Source organism: Nocardioides bizhenqiangii (assembly GCF_034661235.1).
GTDB lineage: Bacteria > Actinomycetota > Actinomycetes > Propionibacteriales > Nocardioidaceae > Nocardioides > Nocardioides bizhenqiangii.
Map to the genome: position 1 here is coordinate 4,159,190 of NZ_CP141059.1, position 17,445 is coordinate 4,176,634.

The window sequence follows — 17,445 nt, forward strand, 5'->3', positions numbered from 1 at the left end:
GAGTAGGTCGTGATGGTGGTCAGTGGCAGATCGCGGTCAGCCGGTCGTCGTCCTTCGGACCGCCGCCGGGCGTGGTGCTGAAGACGTGGCAGCCCCTCGTCACGCCGTCCACCCGCAGGTAGCCGCGGTCCCGAACGGCGGGGGTCGCCCGCCCGTCGACGTACACGACATCCGCGGCGGCGTCACCCGCCGGCACGTGCACCGATGCGACCGTGTTGCCGGGCAAGTAGGCCCCGACGTCGGTGCGGCCGTCGACGGTGTGGAACGCCGCGCCGATCCGTCCCTTGAGGGTCGGAAGGGTCACGTGCGCCCAATCGACCGACTGCGGCTGCGGACGCACCGCGAAGGTGGCGTAGCCCGGGGTGGTCGGCCGGATGCCGAACATGCCCTGCGGCAGGTTGTACGCCGGCGACGCCGCCCACGGGTGCGAGTAGGTCATGTTCGACTTCAGGGAGGCGTCCCACGCCTCCGCCGTCGCGCCCGCCCCGTCGTTGATCATGTTCAGCCAACTGCGGGTGCCGTCGCCGGTGAGCAGGTCGAGGGCGAGATCGGAGCGATCGCCGTTGTAGAGCGACTCGATGAGGAACGCCGCGCAGTAGACGCTGCACTGCATCCCGCGCGAGCCGATGTAGTCGGCGGCGCGCGCGGCTCGCTCGTCGTCCGGCACCCCGAACGCGCTGGCGAACACACTGGCGTGGACGGCCCAATGGGCGACCGGCGTCCGGTCGGCGTTGAGGCCGTCCCGGTAGGCGCCCAAGCTGTCGTCCCACAACCACTGGTTGATCGCTTCGCGGAGCTGGGTGCCCGTGCTCCGGAACGACGCCGCGTCGGTGTCCTTCCCCAGCGCCTCGGCGATGGCCGCCATGTCCATGAAGCTGCGGTAGCCGATCGCGTTGATGACGGTGTTGTAGGGGCGGAAGACGTAGCCGTCGCGCTCCGAGGTCGGCCAGTCGACGATGTCGCAGTCGGTCTGGCTGCTGCAGCCGTTGGACCGGAAGTCCTTGCGGATCAGGCCGGTCGACGGCTCCACCCACTCGCTCGGCAGCTTCTGGACCAGCTGGTCGTAGCTGCGCTCGAGCTGGGCCACGTCGCCGGTCTGCTGGTAGCTGTCGTGCATCGCGAGGATCGTGTACATCGGCCACTCGGTCGGCCAGGTGCGCCGGGTGAGCAGGTAGTCGATCGAGTAGTTGCCGAGCGTCGGGTCCGACGACGTGAAGAAGTTGGCCATCATCTGCAGGTAGCTGTCGGCCTCGTAGGGCTCGCGCTCGCGGGTCCACGAGTCGACGTAGAGGTTGTGGTTGGTCGCCTCCACGGTGTTGCGCGAGAGCTCCCAGACCTGGTTGAGGGCGTCGTCGGACGAGCTGAACACGGCGCCGTCGGTGTCGAACGGGTAGACCTGCGCGAGCGCCGGGAAGTCCTCGGCCGTCAGCCCGGGCGGGGCGCCGAGCACCTCGAGGTAGCGGAAGACCCGCATGCCCCAGGTCTCCAGGTGCTGCGGTCCGTCTGCAAGGGTCCAGCGGTCCTGGTAGCTGTTGCCGGTGCGCATCGCGTAGCGCACGGTCTGGGGAGCGGCCAACTCCTCGCCGAACCGCAGGTCGACGACCTGGCCGGCGGTCCCGTCGAGGTCGAGGCTGACGCCCCCGACCCAGGTCCGGCCGTAGTCCACGAAGTAGTGCCCGGGCGCCTTCTCGACGACCTCGACCGGCAGCTCGAGGCGCTGGGCCACTTTGTCGGTCGGCGTCGCCATGAGGGCGTCGTACGGCGCCTTCGTCGTCGCCGGCTGCCAGCCGCTGTCGTCGAAGCCGGGCATGTCGAAGCCGACGGGGTACGCCGCCGCCTGGAGGTTCTCCTTCGGCGCGGTGAAGTAGCTGGTGCCGATCGAGCCCGCCGACGGGAAGACCGAGCTGCCGGGCATCGTGGTCCAGCCCTCACCGGTGCCGAACGTCTGCCGGCTGCCGTCGACGTACTCGACGACGACCTGGGCCTGGAACCGCTTGTCGCGCGTGGTCCACGCCAGCGCACCGAGGGCGTTCTTGCCGCCCTCACGGACCAGGTCGGTGACGTCGAAACCGTCGTAGCGGGTCTCGGTGCTGATCGACCGGGTCGGTCCGAGGCCGACGAACCGGCCGTTGAGCCAGAGCTTGTAAACGTACTGGCGGCCCGGCTCCGGTGACGACCCGGTGGCGAAGGCGGTCGCCCACGCAATCTCCTTGCCGGGCGCGGTGTCGAACTCGCCGCGCAGGAACGCCCAGTCGGTGCCGCCGACGCCGTACACGCAGTTCTGGCCGGTGCCGATCGCGAGCCGTCCGCCGGAGACCGTCCCGCAGGGGAAGTCGGTGCTCGGCGCCTCGAAGTCGTTGTCGTAGAGGACGGTGCCGTCGGCGCCGGTCACGCTGAGGTCGTCCCAGGTGCTGCGCTCGCTGCCGCCGGTGCGGAAGCCGATGCTGCCGGTGGTGAAGCGCACGCCCTCGGTGGTGTCGACCAGGGTCCCGTCGAGGTAGGTGCGGACGGTCGAGCCCGACACCTCGATCCGGATCCGGTAGTCGGTGCCGCGCTGCAGGCTCACGCCGAGCGGGACGGTCTTGAGCTGGGTGAACGCGCCGTTGACCCGCTGGTGCGGCGCCAGCTGGTTGACCCCGTCGCCGCGGAACTGCCACATGAGGTAGTTGTCGTTGTCCTGGGCGTTGAAGACGATCGTGGCGTTCTGCGTGGTGATCGAGAACGTCGCCTCGAGCGTGTAGTCGCGCCACGCGAGGGCCGCGGATGCGCCGAGCCAGATCGGCCGGCTGTCGCCCCAGGTGTCCCCTAGCGCCGTACCGAAGTGGGCAGGGAGCGACCACGGCGAGGCCTTGTCGTCACCGCTCCAGGTCCGCACCCGCCACTCGTACCCCTCTCCCGGCTCGAGCGCCGGACCGGCGTACGGGACGTTCGTGCTGGCGGCCGACGCGATCCTGCCGGAGTCCCACACCAAGCGGCCGGAGGCCAGTGCCGACCGGGAGGTGGCGACCTGCACCTGGTAGGCGGACTGCCGGGCCGACGGCACCTGCCAGCCGAGGATCGGGCCGGTCAGGTCGTCGACGTCCGCCGGCGTCGTGCGCTGCTCCACCGTGAGGCCCGAGGGAAGCGCGGCCGGCGCTGCGGCTGCCGGACCGACGGCGGCGACCATGCCCAGCACGAGAGCGAGCACGGAGAGGGCCACGGACAGGCAGCGGCGCTGTGGGGTCGACATCGGCGGTTTCTCCTCGGTTTGACGAACGGCGGCGGCCCGGTCAGCCGACCGGGACCACCCACACGTCGGCGATCGACGGGTCGGAGTCCGCACCGGTGTCCTGGAAGCGCAGTCGGACGGTGCCGTCCGCGCTCAAGTCAGACTCGTCGACCACGAACTGGTAGGTGATCGTGCCGTGACCGCCTGCGGACCGCTTGAGGTCCTGCTGGTGGACGACGCGACCGTCGGCCTGGACGTCGTAGGTCTTGCGGGTGGCGCCGTCGAAGGTCTCGATCGCCCGGACCACGAATGCTCCCTCGGTCGGAACGGCGACGTCGAACTCGAACCAGCCGCCCGGGAAGGCCGAGTGCGTGTAACGGCGGGTCAGTCCGGCTTCGACGCTCGTCCCGGAGTGCTGCGACGCCGTCAGCCGGTGGCCGGACTCGGACGAGCCGTTCCCGAGGTCAACGTGGTCGGTCGCATCCGCCGGCGGGTTGGCGATCCGCACCTGGACCGACGCGGTGTGCTGCTCGAGATCGGTTGCTCCGATCGCGGCGACGACGGTGGCCTCGCCCTCGGTCACCCCGAGGGGCACGTCGAGGGTGAGCTCGAGCGTCCAGGCCTCACCCGCGGCCAGCGAGTACGGCGCGGGCTCGGGAGCGGTCCAGCCTTCCGGCGGGGTGACCACCACCTGCCCGGCGATCGCCCGGTCGGCGCGGTTGACCAGGTCCACCGACGCGGTCAGCTGCTCACCGGGGTCGACCGGCGTCGGGGACAACGTGAACGACTCGACGATGACCGGCGGGGCGACGGCGATCGTCGCGGCCAACGGCAGTCGCGCGGTGCTGCCCCGGTACTTGTAGGACAGGTTGCCCTCGAGCGGCACCGCTCCGGGGGCGATGCCCTCCGGCACCGCGACGTCGTAGCGGAGTCGCAGCGTCTCCCCCGGCTCGACCGTGGTCTCCGGGTCCGGCTCAGGCGTGACCGTCCAGCCCGGGCCCGCGGTCAGGGATGCCACCACCGAGGTCAGCGGCGCGGAGCCGCCGTTCTCGACGACCACCGTCACCGGCACGGTCGAGCCCGGGAACCACTCCCGGACCGGTATCTCCACGGACGCGGTGGCGCCGAGCAGGCGGCCCGACGCGGCCGAGAGCGCGGCGTCGATCTCGTCGATCAGCGCCTGCACCGCTTCACCGTCGGCGGCGCTGACCCGGTCCTTCTCGACCTGGAGAGCCGTCCAGCGCTCGATGTCCCCGAGGATCCCCAGCGCCCGGTGGACGTGCGCGACGGCCGCGCGCTCGTCGTCCCCCACGTAGGCGCTCCAGGCGTCGTCGAGGGTCGCCGCCAGCTCGTCGGCGCGCGCCGCGGTGGCCTCTGCCCCCGGCGCGTCCAAGCCGGACACCAGGTCCTCGAGATCCCCGGCGGCGGCCCGCGCGTCCCCGAGGTTGCCAAGCACCCGGTCCGTGGCGAAGTCGTAGTCACCCGAGCCGACCTCGAAGACGGCCACGCCGTCCTCCATCCGGAGGAAGGTGATTCCGTCGACGTCGCCGGCGGGAGCACCGCCCTCGGTGACGGCCCACCGGGTCCTGGCGGGCACGTGGACCTCGGCGGTCGTGTTCACGGGCACGGTGACCTGCATCGCGATGCCGTCGCCGGTCTGCTGCCACGAGCTCGCCAGCAAGCCGTAGACGGTCTTCAGCTCGCCCGCACCGTGGGTGAGGCCACCTCCGACCTTCGGGGCGATCCGGGACCGCTTGTAGCCCGGCTCGTCGGCGGCGATGCCTCCGACGTTCTCGTACATCCAGTCTCCGACCGCGCCGTAGGCGTAGTGGTTGAACGAGTTCATGCTGACGTCGCCGAAGGAACCGTCCGGCATGATCGAGTTCCACCGCTCCCACATCGTGGTGGCACCCTTGGCCACCTCGTAGCCCCAAGACGGGTAGTCCTCGTGCATGAGGAGGGTGTAAGCGAGGTCGTCGCGGTCGATGGAGCTCAGGGCGGGCAGCAGCCACGGGGTGCCGAGGAACCCGGTCGTCAGGTGGTTGTCGCTGGCCGCGAGCTTGGCGACAAAGCGGGCGCCCACCTCGTCCCGCAGGTCGTCGGGCACCAGATCCATGCCGAGCGCCATCGCGTAGCCGGTCTGGCTGTTGCCGCTCACCGTGCCGTCGGCATCGATGAACGCATTGGCGAACGCGGCGCGTGCGTCCTCGGACAGCGCGGCGTACTCGGCCGCGTCGGCGTCCTTGCCGAGCGCGGCGGCCATCTCCGCCATCATCCGGGCGTCCTCAGCGAGGTACGCCGTGCCCATGACCGCGGTCGGGGTGGGGTCGTCGAGGTGCAGCCAGTCGCCCCAGCCGCCGCGACCCTGGTCGATCAGGTCGGGGCCGGTGTGCGCACGCAGGTAGTCCATGAAGTCCGTCATCACGGGGTAGAACTGGCGGGCGATCGAGGCGTCGCCGTAGCTGTCCCAGAGGGCGTAGGGCACGGTGATCCCAGCGTCCGACCAGCCGGTCCCGCTGCCGCAGCAGCCGACCCCGGGCGGCTCGGGGGCGATGCCGGGCAGGTCGCCGTTGGCGAACTGGGTGTCGGCCATGTCGCTCATCCACTTGGACAGGAAGGCCCGCGTGTCGCGCAGGTAGCTGGCGGTGGGTGCGAAGACATTGATGTCGCCGCTCCAACCCAGCCGCTCGTCGCGCGCCGGAGTGTCGGTCGGGATCGACAGGAAGTTGCCGCGCTGGCCCCACGAGATGTTGCTGGCGAGCTGGTTCAGCATCGGGCTCGAGGTCTCGAGCGCGCCGGTGGCCGGCAGGTCGGAGCCCCAGACCACGCCGGTCACGTCCTCGGCGGCGGGCGGGGTCGCGATGCCGGCGATCTCCAGGTAGCGGAATCCGTGCTGGGTGAACTTCGGCTCGTAGGTGACCGTCCCGTCGGCTGCGAACTCGTAGTAGTCAGTCACCTTCGCTGCACGGAGGTTGGCCGTGTAGAGCGTGCCGTCGGGATTGAGCTCCTCCCCGTAGCGGATCCTGACGGTGTCGCCTGCCTCGCCCTGGAGCTCCATCCGGGCGACGCCGACCATGTTCTGGCCGAGGTCGTAGATGAACGCCCCGTCGGTGGGTTCGGTGCGCTCGACCACCGAAAGCTCCTCGGTCGCCCGCACCGGCTCGTCGCCCTGCGGCACCAACAGGTCGGTCGCCGAGGGGACGACGCGGACCGGCCGCCAGCCGCTGTCGTCGAACCCGGGCTGGTCCCAGCCGGTTTGCTCGTGCTGGGCGTCGTAGGTCTCGCCGTCGATGTTGTCGGTGAACGCGTACGGCCCATGGTGGGTGGTCCAGGTGTCGTCGGTGTCGATCCACTGGCTGGAACCGTCGGAGTAGTCGATGCGGAGCCGGGCGATCAGCGACAGCTGGGTGCCGTAGACCCCTGGCCCCCACATGCCGACCTTTCCGGCCCACCAGCCATCGGCGAGCTCGGCGCCGAACACGTTCTCGCCGGAGGAGACCAGCTCGGTGACGTCGTACGTCTGGGCCTGGATCCGGTCGGTGTAGTCGGTGAAGCCGGGGGCCAGGAACTGGTCGCCGACCTTCTCGCCGTTGATGTTGAGCTCGTAGATCCCGCGGGCGGACGCATAGACCCGGGCCCGGGTGACGGTCTTGCCGTCCTCGGTGGAGAAGTCCCTGCGCAGCAGCGGGCGGTGGGCGTCGGTGGACTGGTAGAGGGCGTCGGTCGGCTTGTCGAAGACCAGTCCGCCATCGCCCCACTGGCCCGCGCTGAACGGGTTCCCGTTGGTGAAGTCGGTGTCGAGGAGGGTCTCGCCGGACTCCGCCACGACCTCGGCTCGGAGGACCGTGAACTTCTCGAAGCTGCCGTTGGCGTGGTCTGAACGGAACCCCACGAAGCCCTTCGCGTGACGGGCGTGGGTGCGGGTGTCGATCTGCTCGCCGTCGATGCTGGTGGTGATGGTGCTGCCGTCGACCTGCACGGTCATGGTGTGCTGGCCGGAGAGCAGCTCGTCGACCGAGACGACTGACGAGATGCTCTTGTTGTCGAGGAGCTGGTAGGCGCCGTTGACGCGCACGTGCGGCCGGAACCGGGGAGTGCCGTCGGCCACGCTGACCTGCCACATGTAGCCGTTGCCGGGCTGCGCCGCCCTGATGAACGCGGCGAACGCATGGTTCTGGATGGTGAAGTCGAACTCGGCGGTGTAGTCGGTCCAGCGGTCGACCTCGTTGCCCGGCGGCGCGCCGACCCACTCTGCGCTGCCCCAGTCGGACGCCGACAACATGCCGGTCTCGAACCAGGCCGGCTCGCTCCACGCCGACACCTCGCCGGTGCCGTCCCACACGCGGACCTGCCAGTAGTAACGCGTCTGCGCGGCGAGGGCGGGCCCGTCGTACGCCACGTCGACCTGGCGGCGGGACTCCACCTTCCCCGAGTCCCACACGTCCGCCGACGCCAGTGCCGACTCGCTGCCAGCGACCCGAAGCTCGTAGGCGGACTGCACCACGCTCCGTGTGGAGGCGGTCGAGGCCCAGCCGAACGAGGGCGGCTCCCCCGGGATGCCGAGGGGGTTCGTGCGCCCGTTCGTGGTGAGCGCTGCGACCTCGATACCCGAGGTGGCGCTCGTCGCCGCAGGAGCGACGGACACCTGGACCGCCACGGTGAGTCCGGCCACGAGCAACAGCGCGAGGACGAGAGGGAAACGACGGACACCCAGCATGAGGACTCCCAAAGGACTGAAACGATTCAGCGCCCAAACTAGGAAACCAGTGACCGTCCTCACAACCCCCTGGCCGGATCCGGCCAGTGCCCCGCCCACGGACGGCCAGTCCTGCGCCGACCCTTCGGCGGGCACGGACCAATGTCGAGTCTGATGGGATGGCTCCGACGTACGTGTGATGGGGGCCGACCTGCGGCCCCGACGACGCGAGGAGTCCTCGACATGAAGTTCGTGATTCTCATCCACTCGAATCCCCAGCCCTGGGGTCACCCGACGAGCGCGCACACAGCGGAGTACCAGGCGCTGCCCCAGGACAGGCAGGACGAGCTCGGGCGCCGGTGGGAGCGCGTGTTCGGTGACGCCGATGCCAAGGCCGAGATCGTCTACGGCTGCGCTCTCGGCGATCCGACCGCCTCCTTGATCTTCCGGCACGACCGAGAGCCGGTAGCCACGGACGGCCCGTACTCGGAGAGCAAGGAACACCTTGCCGGGTTCTTCCTCATCGACGTCGAGTCCGAGCAGCGTGCCCAGGAGATCGCCGAGGCGTTCTCCTGTCCCGGCGACACGGTCGAACTGCGCCCGACGATGAGGCCGGACAGCGAGTCCTGACCCTCGTGGACCCTGCGATCGGGGAGGTGTGGCGCCGCGAGGCGCCACACGTCCTCGCCGCCCTCCAGCGTCGGGGAGCCGCTCTCGAGGATGCTGAGGACGCCGCCCAGGAAGCGCTCCTGGCGGCGGCCGTGCAGTGGCCACGCGACGGCATGCCGACCAATCTTCGAGGCTGGCTGATACGCGTTGCGTCTCGCCGTCTCGTCGACGCTCAGCGCTCCGAAGCCGCCCGCCCGCGCCGTGAGCTCCAGACCGAGCAGGAACGGGCCGGCACGTGGAGCCAGCGAGCCCACGACCACGACGACTCGCTCCAGATGCTGGTCCTGTGCTGTCACCCGGCGCTGACCACGCCGTCGGCGGTCGCACTCACGCTGCGTGCCGTCGGTGGTCTCACCACGCGTCAGATCGCGGCCGGACTGCTCGTGCCGGAAGCCACCGCGGCGCAACGAATCAGTCGGGCCAAGGCCACTCTGCGCAGTGCCGGCGCACGATTCGGACCAGTGCCCCCCGAGCAGCTGCCCGCCCGGCTCCATGCCGTCCGGCACGTCCTGCACCTGATCTTCACGACGGGGTCTTCGCTGCCGTCCGGCTCCACGGTCATCGACCGGACCATGACGGACGACGCGATCCGCATCACCGAGAGGCTCCATCGCGCAGTGCCCCGCGACCCGGACACCGCCGGGCTCCTGGCGCTCATGCTCCTGGTCGACGCGCGCGCCTCCACCCGCGTCGTCGACGGCCGACTCATCCCCCTGGCGCAACAGGATCGGAACGCGTGGGACCACTCCCAGATCGGCCGTGCGGTCCGGCTCCTCGAGGATGCGCTGCCCCGCGGGCCCGTCGGACCGTTCCAGCTGCAGGCCGCCATCGCCGCCGTGCACGCCACCGCGCCCGCGTTCGCGGAGACCGACTGGCCCCAGGTGCTCGAGCTCTACCGGATGCTCCTGGCCGTCGCGCCCAATCCGGCCGCCGAGCTCGGCGCGGCCATCGCTCTCAGCGAGGTCGAGGGCCCCGAAGCCGGCCTGGCCGCGCTCGAGCCACTCGCGGCGGCCCGCCCGCGAGACCATCGCGTCATCGCCGCTCGCGCCCACCTGCTCGAAGCCCTGGGCCGGCCCGATGCCGTCGCCGACTTCCGGCAGGCAGCCGCACTCACCGACTCCATCCCCGAGCAGAACTACCTCAACGCCAAAGCCGGCCCCCGCTGAGTGTCAGATCAGGCCGACGCGCACGGCGTGCACGACCGCCTCGATCGAGGACTCCACTCCGATCTCGTCCGCGATGGCGCGCAGCCGACGTCGTACCGTGCGCTCCGAGACGCCCACCCGGCGCGCGATCGCGTCGGTGGTGTGGCCGCGCGACAGCAGCCGCAGGATCTCGATGTCGAGGTCGCCCGGCCGCCACCCGGGCTGGTCGCACCCTCTCCTGCGCCGCTGGTCGATCACTGTTGCTCGATCTCCCCGACGACGATCACGTGCAGCACCCGAGGTCCGTGTACCCCCTCCACCCGGTCGAGCTCGATGTCGCTGGTCGCGCTCGGGCCGCTGATCCAGGTGAGTGGCCGGCCGGGGTCGAGGGCGGCGACGGCGTCCGGCACGTCCGCGACGACCTGGTCGGCTCGGACCACGCACACGTGGCGGTCCGGCACCAGGGTCAGCGCGCGCCGGCCCTGGCCCGGCGCGTGGTCGAGGACGATGGTCCCGGTCTCGGCGACGGCGACGCGGCAGCCGGTGATCACGGCGTCCACCTGGTCGAGCTCAGCCGCCGAGAGCCCGTCGTCGACCCGGACGTCGCTGAGCCGGGCGGCGACCACCTCCGGCAGCCCCGGGGGTACGACGACGCGCGCACCTGCCGGGAGCGCGGCAGCCACCGCTGCCCCGACCTCGTCGGCGGTGCAGCGCACGACCGTCGCCCGGTAGTCCGCCACCCGCTCGGCGAAGTGCGAGACCAGGTCGGCCGGCGCGGCACCTCGCGGCGCGGCCACCGGATCCGGATCGGGCTCGACATCGGTCAACGCGGACCGCACCCTGCGCAGGATCTCGTCGCGGGCGCTCATCGGTCGAGCCTCCCGTCGGTCCGCTTCCACCACGCGCGGAAGGACTCCTTCGGCGGCGTCGGCAGGTCACGGGTCGCGGTCCACCTGGCGGCGCCGAACCGGCGCCCGACCCCGATGCCCAGGCGGGTGAGCCGCTCGGCCCGCCCCAGTCGGCGACCGCCGGCGAACGTCCAGGAGGCCGACCTCATCGCGACCGCCTCGGGCTTGGGGATCCGGTCGTCGCGGTGCCCGTCGACGACCTTCGACCGCAGGTGCACCAGCACCTCGGGAATGTCGATCCGCACCGGGCACGCCTCGAAACAGGCGCCGCAGAGGGACGACGCGTAGGGCAGCGAGTCCGTCTGCGGGTCGCCGGTGCCCTTCAGCAGCGGGTTGAGGATGGCGCCGATCGGGCCGGGGTAGACCGACCCGTAGGCGTGGCCGCCGACCCGCTCGTAGACCGGGCAGACGTTGAGGCACGCCGAGCACCGGATGCAGCGCAGGGCCTGCCGGCCGACCTCGTCGGCGAGCGCCCGCGTGCGACCGTTGTCGAGAAGCACGACGTGCACCTCCTGCGGGCCGTCGCCGGGGATGACTCCGCTCCACGTAGAGGTGTAGGGGTTCATCCGCTCACCCGTGGACGACCGCGGCAACAGCCGCAGGAGCGGGTCGAGCTCGGCCCACGTCGGCACGACCTTCTCGATGCCGACCACGCTGACGAGGACGTCCGGCAGGGTGAGGCACATCCGGCCGTTGCCCTCGGACTCGACGACGACCAGGGTCCCCGTCTCGGCGACGGCGAAGTTCGCCCCCGAGACCGCCATCCGGGCGCGGAGGAACTTCTCCCGCAGGTGCGCGCGTGCCGCTGCGGCGAGCGCTGCCGGGTCGTCACTCAGCTCCGACGGTGCGGCACGTCCGACCCCGCCCATCTTGCTGCGGAAGATCTCCCGGATCTCGGCGCGGTTGCGGTGGATCGCCGGCACCAGGATGTGGCTGGGCAGGTCTCCTCCGAGCTGCACGATCAGCTCGGCGAGGTCGGTCTCCCACGCCGCGATGCCCTCAGCCTGGAGGGCCTCGTTGAGCCCGATCTCCTGGGTCACCATCGACTTGACCTTGACGACCTCGTCGACCCTGTGACGCCGCGCGACGTCGACGACGATCCGATTGGCCTCCACCGCGTCCCGTGCCCAGTGCACGGTCGCCCCACGGTCGGTCAGCGATTCCTCCAGCTGCACCAGGTGCTGGTCGAGGCCGCGCAGCGCGCGGTCCTTCACGGCCGCGCCGGCCAGCCGCAGCTCCTCCCAGTTCTCCACCTCCGCGACGACCTGGTCGCGCTTCCCGCGGATGGTCGCGGTCGCGTGGCCCAGGTTGTGCCGAAGCTGAGTGTCGGCGAGCGCTTCCCGCGCCGCGACGGGGAACGGTGGCATCCCGACGAAGGTGTGCGTCATCGGGCGCCTCCGGGATCGGCTTCCGTCGAGGCGAGGACCTCGGCGAGGTGCATCACCCGCACGCCCGCCTGGTTGCGGGAGAGGAGGCCGCCGATGTGCATCAGGCACGAGTTGTCACCGGCGACCAGGACCTCTGCCCCGGTCTCCCGGACGTGCCTGGCCTTGTCCGATCCCATCGCCACCGACGTGTCGGCGTTCTTCACGGCGAAGGTGCCGCCGAAGCCACAGCACTCGTCGGCGTGGGGGAGGTCGACCAGGCGGATGCCGCGCACCGCCTCCAGCAGCCGGCGCGGCCGGTCGCCGACGCCCAGCATGCGGAGCGAGTGGCAGGTGGGGTGGTAGGTCACCCGGTGCGGGAAGTACGCACCGACGTCGGTCACGCCGAGCACGTCCACGAGGAACTCACTGAGCTCGAAGGTGCGCGGCGACAGGTCGGCCACCGCGCCCGCCAGCACGGGATCGGCCGCACGCCTCGCGACCAGCCCGTGCTGGTGCCGGACCGAGCCCGCGCAGGAGCCGGACGGGGTCACCACGGCGTCGTACCCGGCGAACGCGTCGACGAAGTTGCGGACCACCGGGACCGCCTCGTCGAGGTACCCCGTGTTGACCATCGGCTGACCACAGCAGGCCTGGTCCTGCGGGAAGTCGACGTCCACGCCCAGTCTCCGCAGCAGGCGTACGACGGCCGCCCCGGTGCCCGGGTAAATGGCGTCGTTGACGCAGGTGACCATGAGCGCGACACGCACCGCGGACCTCCTCTGTCGCTCGTCGATGTTCCCTGTCACTCATCCTGCTGCGGGGGTCAGGCAGGCACCACCTTCTCGACGTACGGGACCAGCCGGACCGGACCCACCAGCCCGTAGCTCTGGCGCGCTGCGCCGCCGTAGACCGCGGGCGTGACGACCCGTAGCCGGTTGAGCAGGGTCGAGGCGACCTCGACCTCGATCACGTTGCTGCCGGGCCGTAGCCGGCGGCCGAGGTCGACGGTGGCGTCCAGCGGGTCGCACGGCGGCAGCGGCTCGCCGTTGACGCTCACCCGGAACGTGTCGTTGACCTCGCCCAGCTCGAGGTAGGCGCCGTCGTCCCGGGTCCAGTCGGGCCCGAGGTCGACGGTGGCGCGGTAGCGGCCGATGCCGGACACGTCCTCGAAACCGGGGACCTTGGACCACGACTGGAGTGTCGCCAGCTCGGCCGAGTGCTGCTCCTTCGTCGTGCGGAGGTCCTTCGGGTCCGACGGGTCGGCCGGCTTCCAGTCCTCCAGCTCCAGCGACCACCCGGTCGGGGCGACGGGCTCGCGGACCCGGTCGACCTGCACCGACGCGGTGCTGCCGTCGGGGCGGGTGAGCTCGGTGGTGCCGGCGACCGTGGTGCGCAGCGCGGCGTTCGCTCCGCGGGCCACGACCTCCTTGCCGGCCGTCGCGACGGGCAGGACCGACCGGGCGGTGCTCGTGCCCGGCGCGGCGAGCGCGATGACGACCGACTGGCCGGGGACCAGGTCGACGCGCACCCGCACCCGGTCACCCGAGCGCTCGTACGCCGCCGCCCGGGAGGTCTCCCCGGTCCAGGCGTCGAGCAGCCACGGGACCGCGGACGGGTCGGTCGCGGTCAGCCAGACGTCCTGGAGGACCCGGTTGAGCCGGCGGTTCTCCGCGTGCCGGGCGTTGGCGAGGTAATAGAGGTCGATGTCGCCCTCGACCCGGCGCACGTGCATGACCGTCGAGTCGGCGTGCTCGACGTCGCGGATGACGCCGAGCGCGGCCAGCGCTCCGCCGATCCCCGCCTCGGGCACGCTCCTCGTGGTCGGCAGCGCCGCGATCCTCGCCATCAGGTCGCGAACCTCGGCGACGGCGGCCGCGTCGGTGCGCCCGATCGGGGTGGCGTCCCTCGCCCAGTCCTTGCCCGCGTCGTTGACGAGGATCACCGGCAGGCCCGCCCGGCCGAGCTCGAGGACCTTGCGCGCCGCGGCGAGGTCGATCGTCACCTCCCGGCTGCGGATCTTGTCGGGCCCGATCACCAGCACCTTGTAGGCCGGGCCGTCGGGAGCGAGGCGTCCGTCGCGGAAGGTGACGTCGTCGCGGGTGAGCAGCGCTGACGTGATGAACGAGTGCGACCACCCGAGCTTGGTGCCGTCGTTGGTGACCCAGAACGGCCCGATGCCGGTCGCTGCGCCGCTCTTCTGGCGCAGGAAGACCAGGTCGTACTTGGGCGTGCCGGTCTGCAGCACCAGCTGGGTGCGGGCGAGGTAGGAGGCGATGCCCGGCAGGTGCTCCCACTGCGGGGTGCGCGGTCCCCACGCCTCGCCGAAGCCGACCGCGCCGTTGTAGTACGGCGAGAAGGCGGCGAAGCCCGGCCAGGTGACGTCCGGCGCGGCGGCGTACGGGAAGCCGTGGATGATCGCCTGGTTGACGCCCGCGGCGAAGATGCTGTTGAGGGTGAACAGCGCCTGGTTCTGCGCGGTCGGGCTGGTGCTGTTGAACCCCCAGGTCGTGTTGTAGGCCGCGCCGTTGTAGCAGATCGCCTCGCAGGACAGGATCTTCTTCCCGGCGATGTCGCGGCCGCCGGCCATCACCCGGTAGTCGTCGAGGTTCTTGAAGCCGAGGGACTCGGTCTCGGCGATGTCGAGGATGGCGGCGTGCTCGGTGCTGTCGGTCTCCAGGCCGTAGGCCTGGATCCGCAGGCCCATGCCCAGGCTCCGGGCAAACTCCTGCATCGGCCGGAGGTGGCGGTCGCGGTAGAGGTCGGACAGCACCTGGTTGAAGTCGTCGCGCACCTGGTTGGTGCGCAGCGCGTCGGTCGTCGCCGGCGAACCGGGCGTGCCGAGCGCGAACTGGTAGTCCTCCTCGACCTCGAGCACGACCGGGAGCCAGGGGCGCAGGTCGTAGCCGGCGCGGGCCTCGAACTCCTCGAGCATCCGCGGGGTCCAGATGGTCGCCTCGGTCTCGATCTCCAGGGAGTCCTCGAAGAGGTAGCCGCCGGCGGCGCGCAGCCGGGCTCGCATCTCCCCGTCGAGCACCCTGTCCTCCCAGAGGTCGATGACGGCCTGGGTGCCGGCGTCGCTGAAGTGGTCGACGACGTAGGAACGCGGGCTGGTGTGCGGGCCGGCCTCGGGCTCCTGGCCGGACCCGCGGCGCCAGGTCGCCAGGACCGCCCAGGTCGAGCCGGCCGGCTCGGCGGGCGCGGTCCAGGTGAGTCGGGTGCCCGAGACGTGGTCCGACAGGTCGACGTAGGACTCGGGGTCGAGCGTCGTGATGGAGGACGTCGCCGCAGTGACGCGGTGGGCCTGCACGGTGACCAGCTCGACCTTCGTGCTGTGTGCCTCGCCCGTGGGTGCGGGGAGCTCGGCGTCGAACGCCTGCCCGGCGGCGACGTCGGCGCGGCCGTACGCGAGCTCGCTGCAGGCGGCGTCGTCGTCGGGGGTGATGGTCGGCACCGCCGCCGGCCAGGAAGGACCGACGGTGATGTCGATGCGGACGTTCCGCTCGGCCGCCCTCGCGAGGGCGGCCTTCACGCCGGCGACCCAGGTCGGGCTGCCCCAGCCGTGCTTGGCGACGTCGATCTCGATGCCGCGTGCCCGCAGGCTGTGGGTGACCACGGCGACCTCGAGGACGCCGAAGCCGGCGTCGGCGACCTGGTCGACCTCCCGGGCGATCTCCGCGGGATCCACGAGGCCGTGCGGCCACCACCAGCGGAACCCGGCCGCGGTCGCCGTGCCCGGCTTGCGGAACGCCTTCTCGAGATCCTTGGGCAGTCCACCGGGTCCGCTCGCCAGTGCGCCCGCGGGCGCGAGGGCCGAGCCGCTCGCGCCGACCACGGCCGCGGCACCGATCGTGGCGGCGGCCGCGCCGAAGAGCGAGCGGCGGTTGAGGCGGGCGCCGGAGGTGGGTTCGGTCATCGTGGAGGCCTTCCGAGAGGAGATGGGGACCGGGCAGGGGTACGACGGCTAGCGGACGCGCGCCTCCGCGTCGGCCCAGTCGGCACCGCCGCGCGGCTCGTAGCGGCGGACGTCGTAGGACCGGCGGACCAGCGACCGCATCGCCGCGAGGTCGGGGAGGTCCGCGCCGAGCGCGCGACCCTGCACCAGCACGTTGCCGAGGGCGGCTGCCTCGACCGGTCCGGCGAGGACGGGCAGGCCGCAGGCATCAGCGGTGAGCTGGCACAGCACCTCGTTCTGCGAGCCACCGCCGACGACGTGCACCACGTCGAGGGTGACCCCGGCGAGGTCGGCCGCGGTGCGGACGTGGCGGCGGTAGGCGACGGCAAGGCTGTCGACGATGCACCGCGTGATCGCGACTGGTGAGTGCGGCACCAGCTCGCCCGCCTCCCGTGCCAGCGCAGCCACCCGCTCGGGCATCGGGTCGGCGACCGTGCTCGGTGCGAGCAACCGACGGTCGTTGATGTCGATGACCGTGCGCAGCGGCTCGAACTCGGCCGCCGTCGCGATGAGCGACCGCAGCTCGACGTCCTTGAGCCGACGGTCGCCCCAGGACCGCAGGCACTCCGACAGGACCCACAGGCCGGTGACGTTCTTGAGGAACCGGACCGTGCCGTCCACCCCGAGCTCGTTGGTGAAGTCGGCGAGTCGTGCCTGCTCGGTCAGCACCGGCCGGTCGAGCTCGAGCCCGACCAGCGACCAGGTGCCCGAGGAGATGTAGGCGAACCGGTCGGTCGCGGCGGGCACGCCGACCACGGCCGACGCGGTGTCGTGCGAGCCGACGGCGACCACCGGGACGTCCGCGGTGACGCCGAGGTCGCGCGCGACGTCGGGCAGCAGCGGCCCGGCCACCGACCCCGGGTCCCGCAGCGGCGGCAGGATCGACCACGGGAGCCCGAGCCGGCGACAGAGGTCGACGGCCCACTCGCCGGCGCGCGCGTCGTAAAGCTGGGTGGTGGAGGCGTTGGTGCGCTCCGCGCCGGCCACGCCGGTCAGCCAGAAGCCGAGCAGGTCGGGCAGGAGGAGCATCGTGTCCGCCGCCTCGAGCGCCGCGGAGCCGCGGGCCGCGACGAGCTGGTAGAGCGTGTTGAACGGCAGCTGTTGGATCCCGGTGGTGGCGTAGAGCTCGGCGGCGCCGATCTCCGCCACGACCTTCTCGGCCACGCCGTCGGTCCGGGCGTCGCGGTGGCTGAACGGCAGCCCGAGCAGCTGGCCGTCCCGGTCCAGGAGGCCGTAGTCGATCGCCCAGGAGTCGATGCCGATCCCGTGCAGCGGCCCGGTGGTCGCGACCTCACGGATGCCGTGCAGCACCTCGCGGTAGATCCCGAGGACGTCCCAGAACAGGCCGTCACGCACCGGTACCGCGCCGTTGGGGAAGCGGTGCAGCTCGTTGATCTCGACCCGGCTGTCCGTGATCCGTCCGGACATCACCCGGCCGCTGGTGGCGCCGAGGTCGACCGCCGCCACTCGCACAGGCTCAGTCATCGCTGGGAGTCATCG

General features: G+C 71.6%; 10 protein-coding genes. 2 read left to right on the plus strand and 8 right to left on the minus strand.

Annotation, left to right across the window (positions count from 1 at the left end):
- Positions 1 to 19: 19 nt before the first annotated feature.
- Positions 20 to 3,229 (minus strand): family 78 glycoside hydrolase catalytic domain, encoded by a 3,210-nt coding sequence (locus tag SHK19_RS20210; RefSeq protein WP_322937285.1) that lies wholly within the window; start codon positions 3,227 to 3,229, stop codon positions 20 to 22.
- Between the two features lie 40 nt (positions 3,230 to 3,269).
- The gene (locus SHK19_RS20215) at positions 3,270 to 7,925 is read right to left on the minus strand and encodes a family 78 glycoside hydrolase catalytic domain (protein ID WP_322454606.1); all 4,656 of its coding nucleotides are present in this window, start codon (positions 7,923 to 7,925) and stop codon (positions 3,270 to 3,272) included.
- A gap of 222 nt (positions 7,926 to 8,147) precedes the next feature.
- Here SHK19_RS20215 and SHK19_RS20220 point away from each other — a divergent pair, with 222 nt between their 5' ends.
- Both SHK19_RS20220 and SHK19_RS20225 read left to right on the plus strand, forming a co-directional pair.
- On the plus strand, positions 8,148 to 8,534 hold the full coding sequence (locus tag SHK19_RS20220; protein ID WP_322454605.1) for a YciI family protein: 387 nt from the start codon (positions 8,148 to 8,150) through the stop codon (positions 8,532 to 8,534).
- A gap of 5 nt (positions 8,535 to 8,539) precedes the next feature.
- Positions 8,540 to 9,739, plus strand: a complete 1,200-nt coding sequence (locus SHK19_RS20225) for an RNA polymerase sigma factor (protein WP_322454604.1) — start codon at positions 8,540 to 8,542, stop codon at positions 9,737 to 9,739.
- Positions 9,740 to 9,742: 3 nt separating this feature from the next.
- On the opposite strand, the gene SHK19_RS20230 is transcribed toward SHK19_RS20225, so the two are convergent.
- The 6 genes from SHK19_RS20230 to SHK19_RS20255 form a co-directional block, all read right to left on the minus strand.
- Positions 9,743 to 9,976, minus strand: a complete 234-nt coding sequence (locus SHK19_RS20230; protein WP_322454603.1) for a response regulator transcription factor — start codon at positions 9,974 to 9,976, stop codon at positions 9,743 to 9,745.
- Complete coding sequence (locus tag SHK19_RS20235) at positions 9,973 to 10,587, minus strand: LutC/YkgG family protein (RefSeq protein WP_322937286.1); 615 nt, start codon at positions 10,585 to 10,587, stop codon at positions 9,973 to 9,975. The genes SHK19_RS20230 and SHK19_RS20235 overlap by 4 nt, the downstream gene beginning before the upstream one ends.
- The gene (locus tag SHK19_RS20240; RefSeq protein ID WP_322937287.1) at positions 10,584 to 12,014 is read right to left on the minus strand and encodes a lactate utilization protein B; all 1,431 of its coding nucleotides are present in this window, start codon (positions 12,012 to 12,014) and stop codon (positions 10,584 to 10,586) included. The genes SHK19_RS20235 and SHK19_RS20240 overlap by 4 nt, the downstream gene beginning before the upstream one ends.
- Positions 12,011 to 12,745: a (Fe-S)-binding protein gene (locus SHK19_RS20245; RefSeq protein ID WP_322938715.1), complete on the minus strand. Its 735-nt coding sequence runs from the start codon at positions 12,743 to 12,745 to the stop codon at positions 12,011 to 12,013. Before SHK19_RS20245 ends, SHK19_RS20240 begins: the two co-directional genes overlap by 4 nt.
- Before the next feature lie 71 nt (positions 12,746 to 12,816).
- Positions 12,817 to 15,906, minus strand: a complete 3,090-nt coding sequence (locus tag SHK19_RS20250; protein WP_322937288.1) for a glycosyl hydrolase — start codon at positions 15,904 to 15,906, stop codon at positions 12,817 to 12,819.
- A 48-nt stretch (positions 15,907 to 15,954) separates the two neighbouring features.
- Positions 15,955 to 17,430, minus strand: a complete 1,476-nt coding sequence (locus SHK19_RS20255; protein ID WP_322937289.1) for a rhamnulokinase — start codon at positions 17,428 to 17,430, stop codon at positions 15,955 to 15,957.
- Positions 17,431 to 17,445: the final 15 nt, after the last annotated feature.

What these genes read in the sequence shown, in the direction of transcription:
- SHK19_RS20210 (WP_322937285.1), bottom strand. Translation starts at nt 3,229, where the DNA reads ATGTCGACCCCACAGCGCCGCTGCCTGTCCGTGGCCCTCTCCGTGCTC.
- SHK19_RS20215 (WP_322454606.1), bottom strand. Translation starts at nt 7,925, where the DNA reads ATGCTGGGTGTCCGTCGTTTCCCTCTCGTCCTCGCGCTGTTGCTCGTG.
- SHK19_RS20220 (WP_322454605.1), top strand. Translation starts at nt 8,148, where the DNA reads ATGAAGTTCGTGATTCTCATCCACTCGAATCCCCAGCCCTGGGGTCAC.
- SHK19_RS20235 (WP_322937286.1), bottom strand. Translation starts at nt 10,587, where the DNA reads ATGAGCGCCCGCGACGAGATCCTGCGCAGGGTGCGGTCCGCGTTGACC.
- SHK19_RS20240 (WP_322937287.1), bottom strand. Translation starts at nt 12,014, where the DNA reads ATGACGCACACCTTCGTCGGGATGCCACCGTTCCCCGTCGCGGCGCGG.
- SHK19_RS20245 (WP_322938715.1), bottom strand. Translation starts at nt 12,745, where the DNA reads ATGGTCACCTGCGTCAACGACGCCATTTACCCGGGCACCGGGGCGGCC.
- SHK19_RS20250 (WP_322937288.1), bottom strand. Translation starts at nt 15,906, where the DNA reads ATGACCGAACCCACCTCCGGCGCCCGCCTCAACCGCCGCTCGCTCTTC.
- SHK19_RS20255 (WP_322937289.1), bottom strand. Translation starts at nt 17,430, where the DNA reads ATGACTGAGCCTGTGCGAGTGGCGGCGGTCGACCTCGGCGCCACCAGC.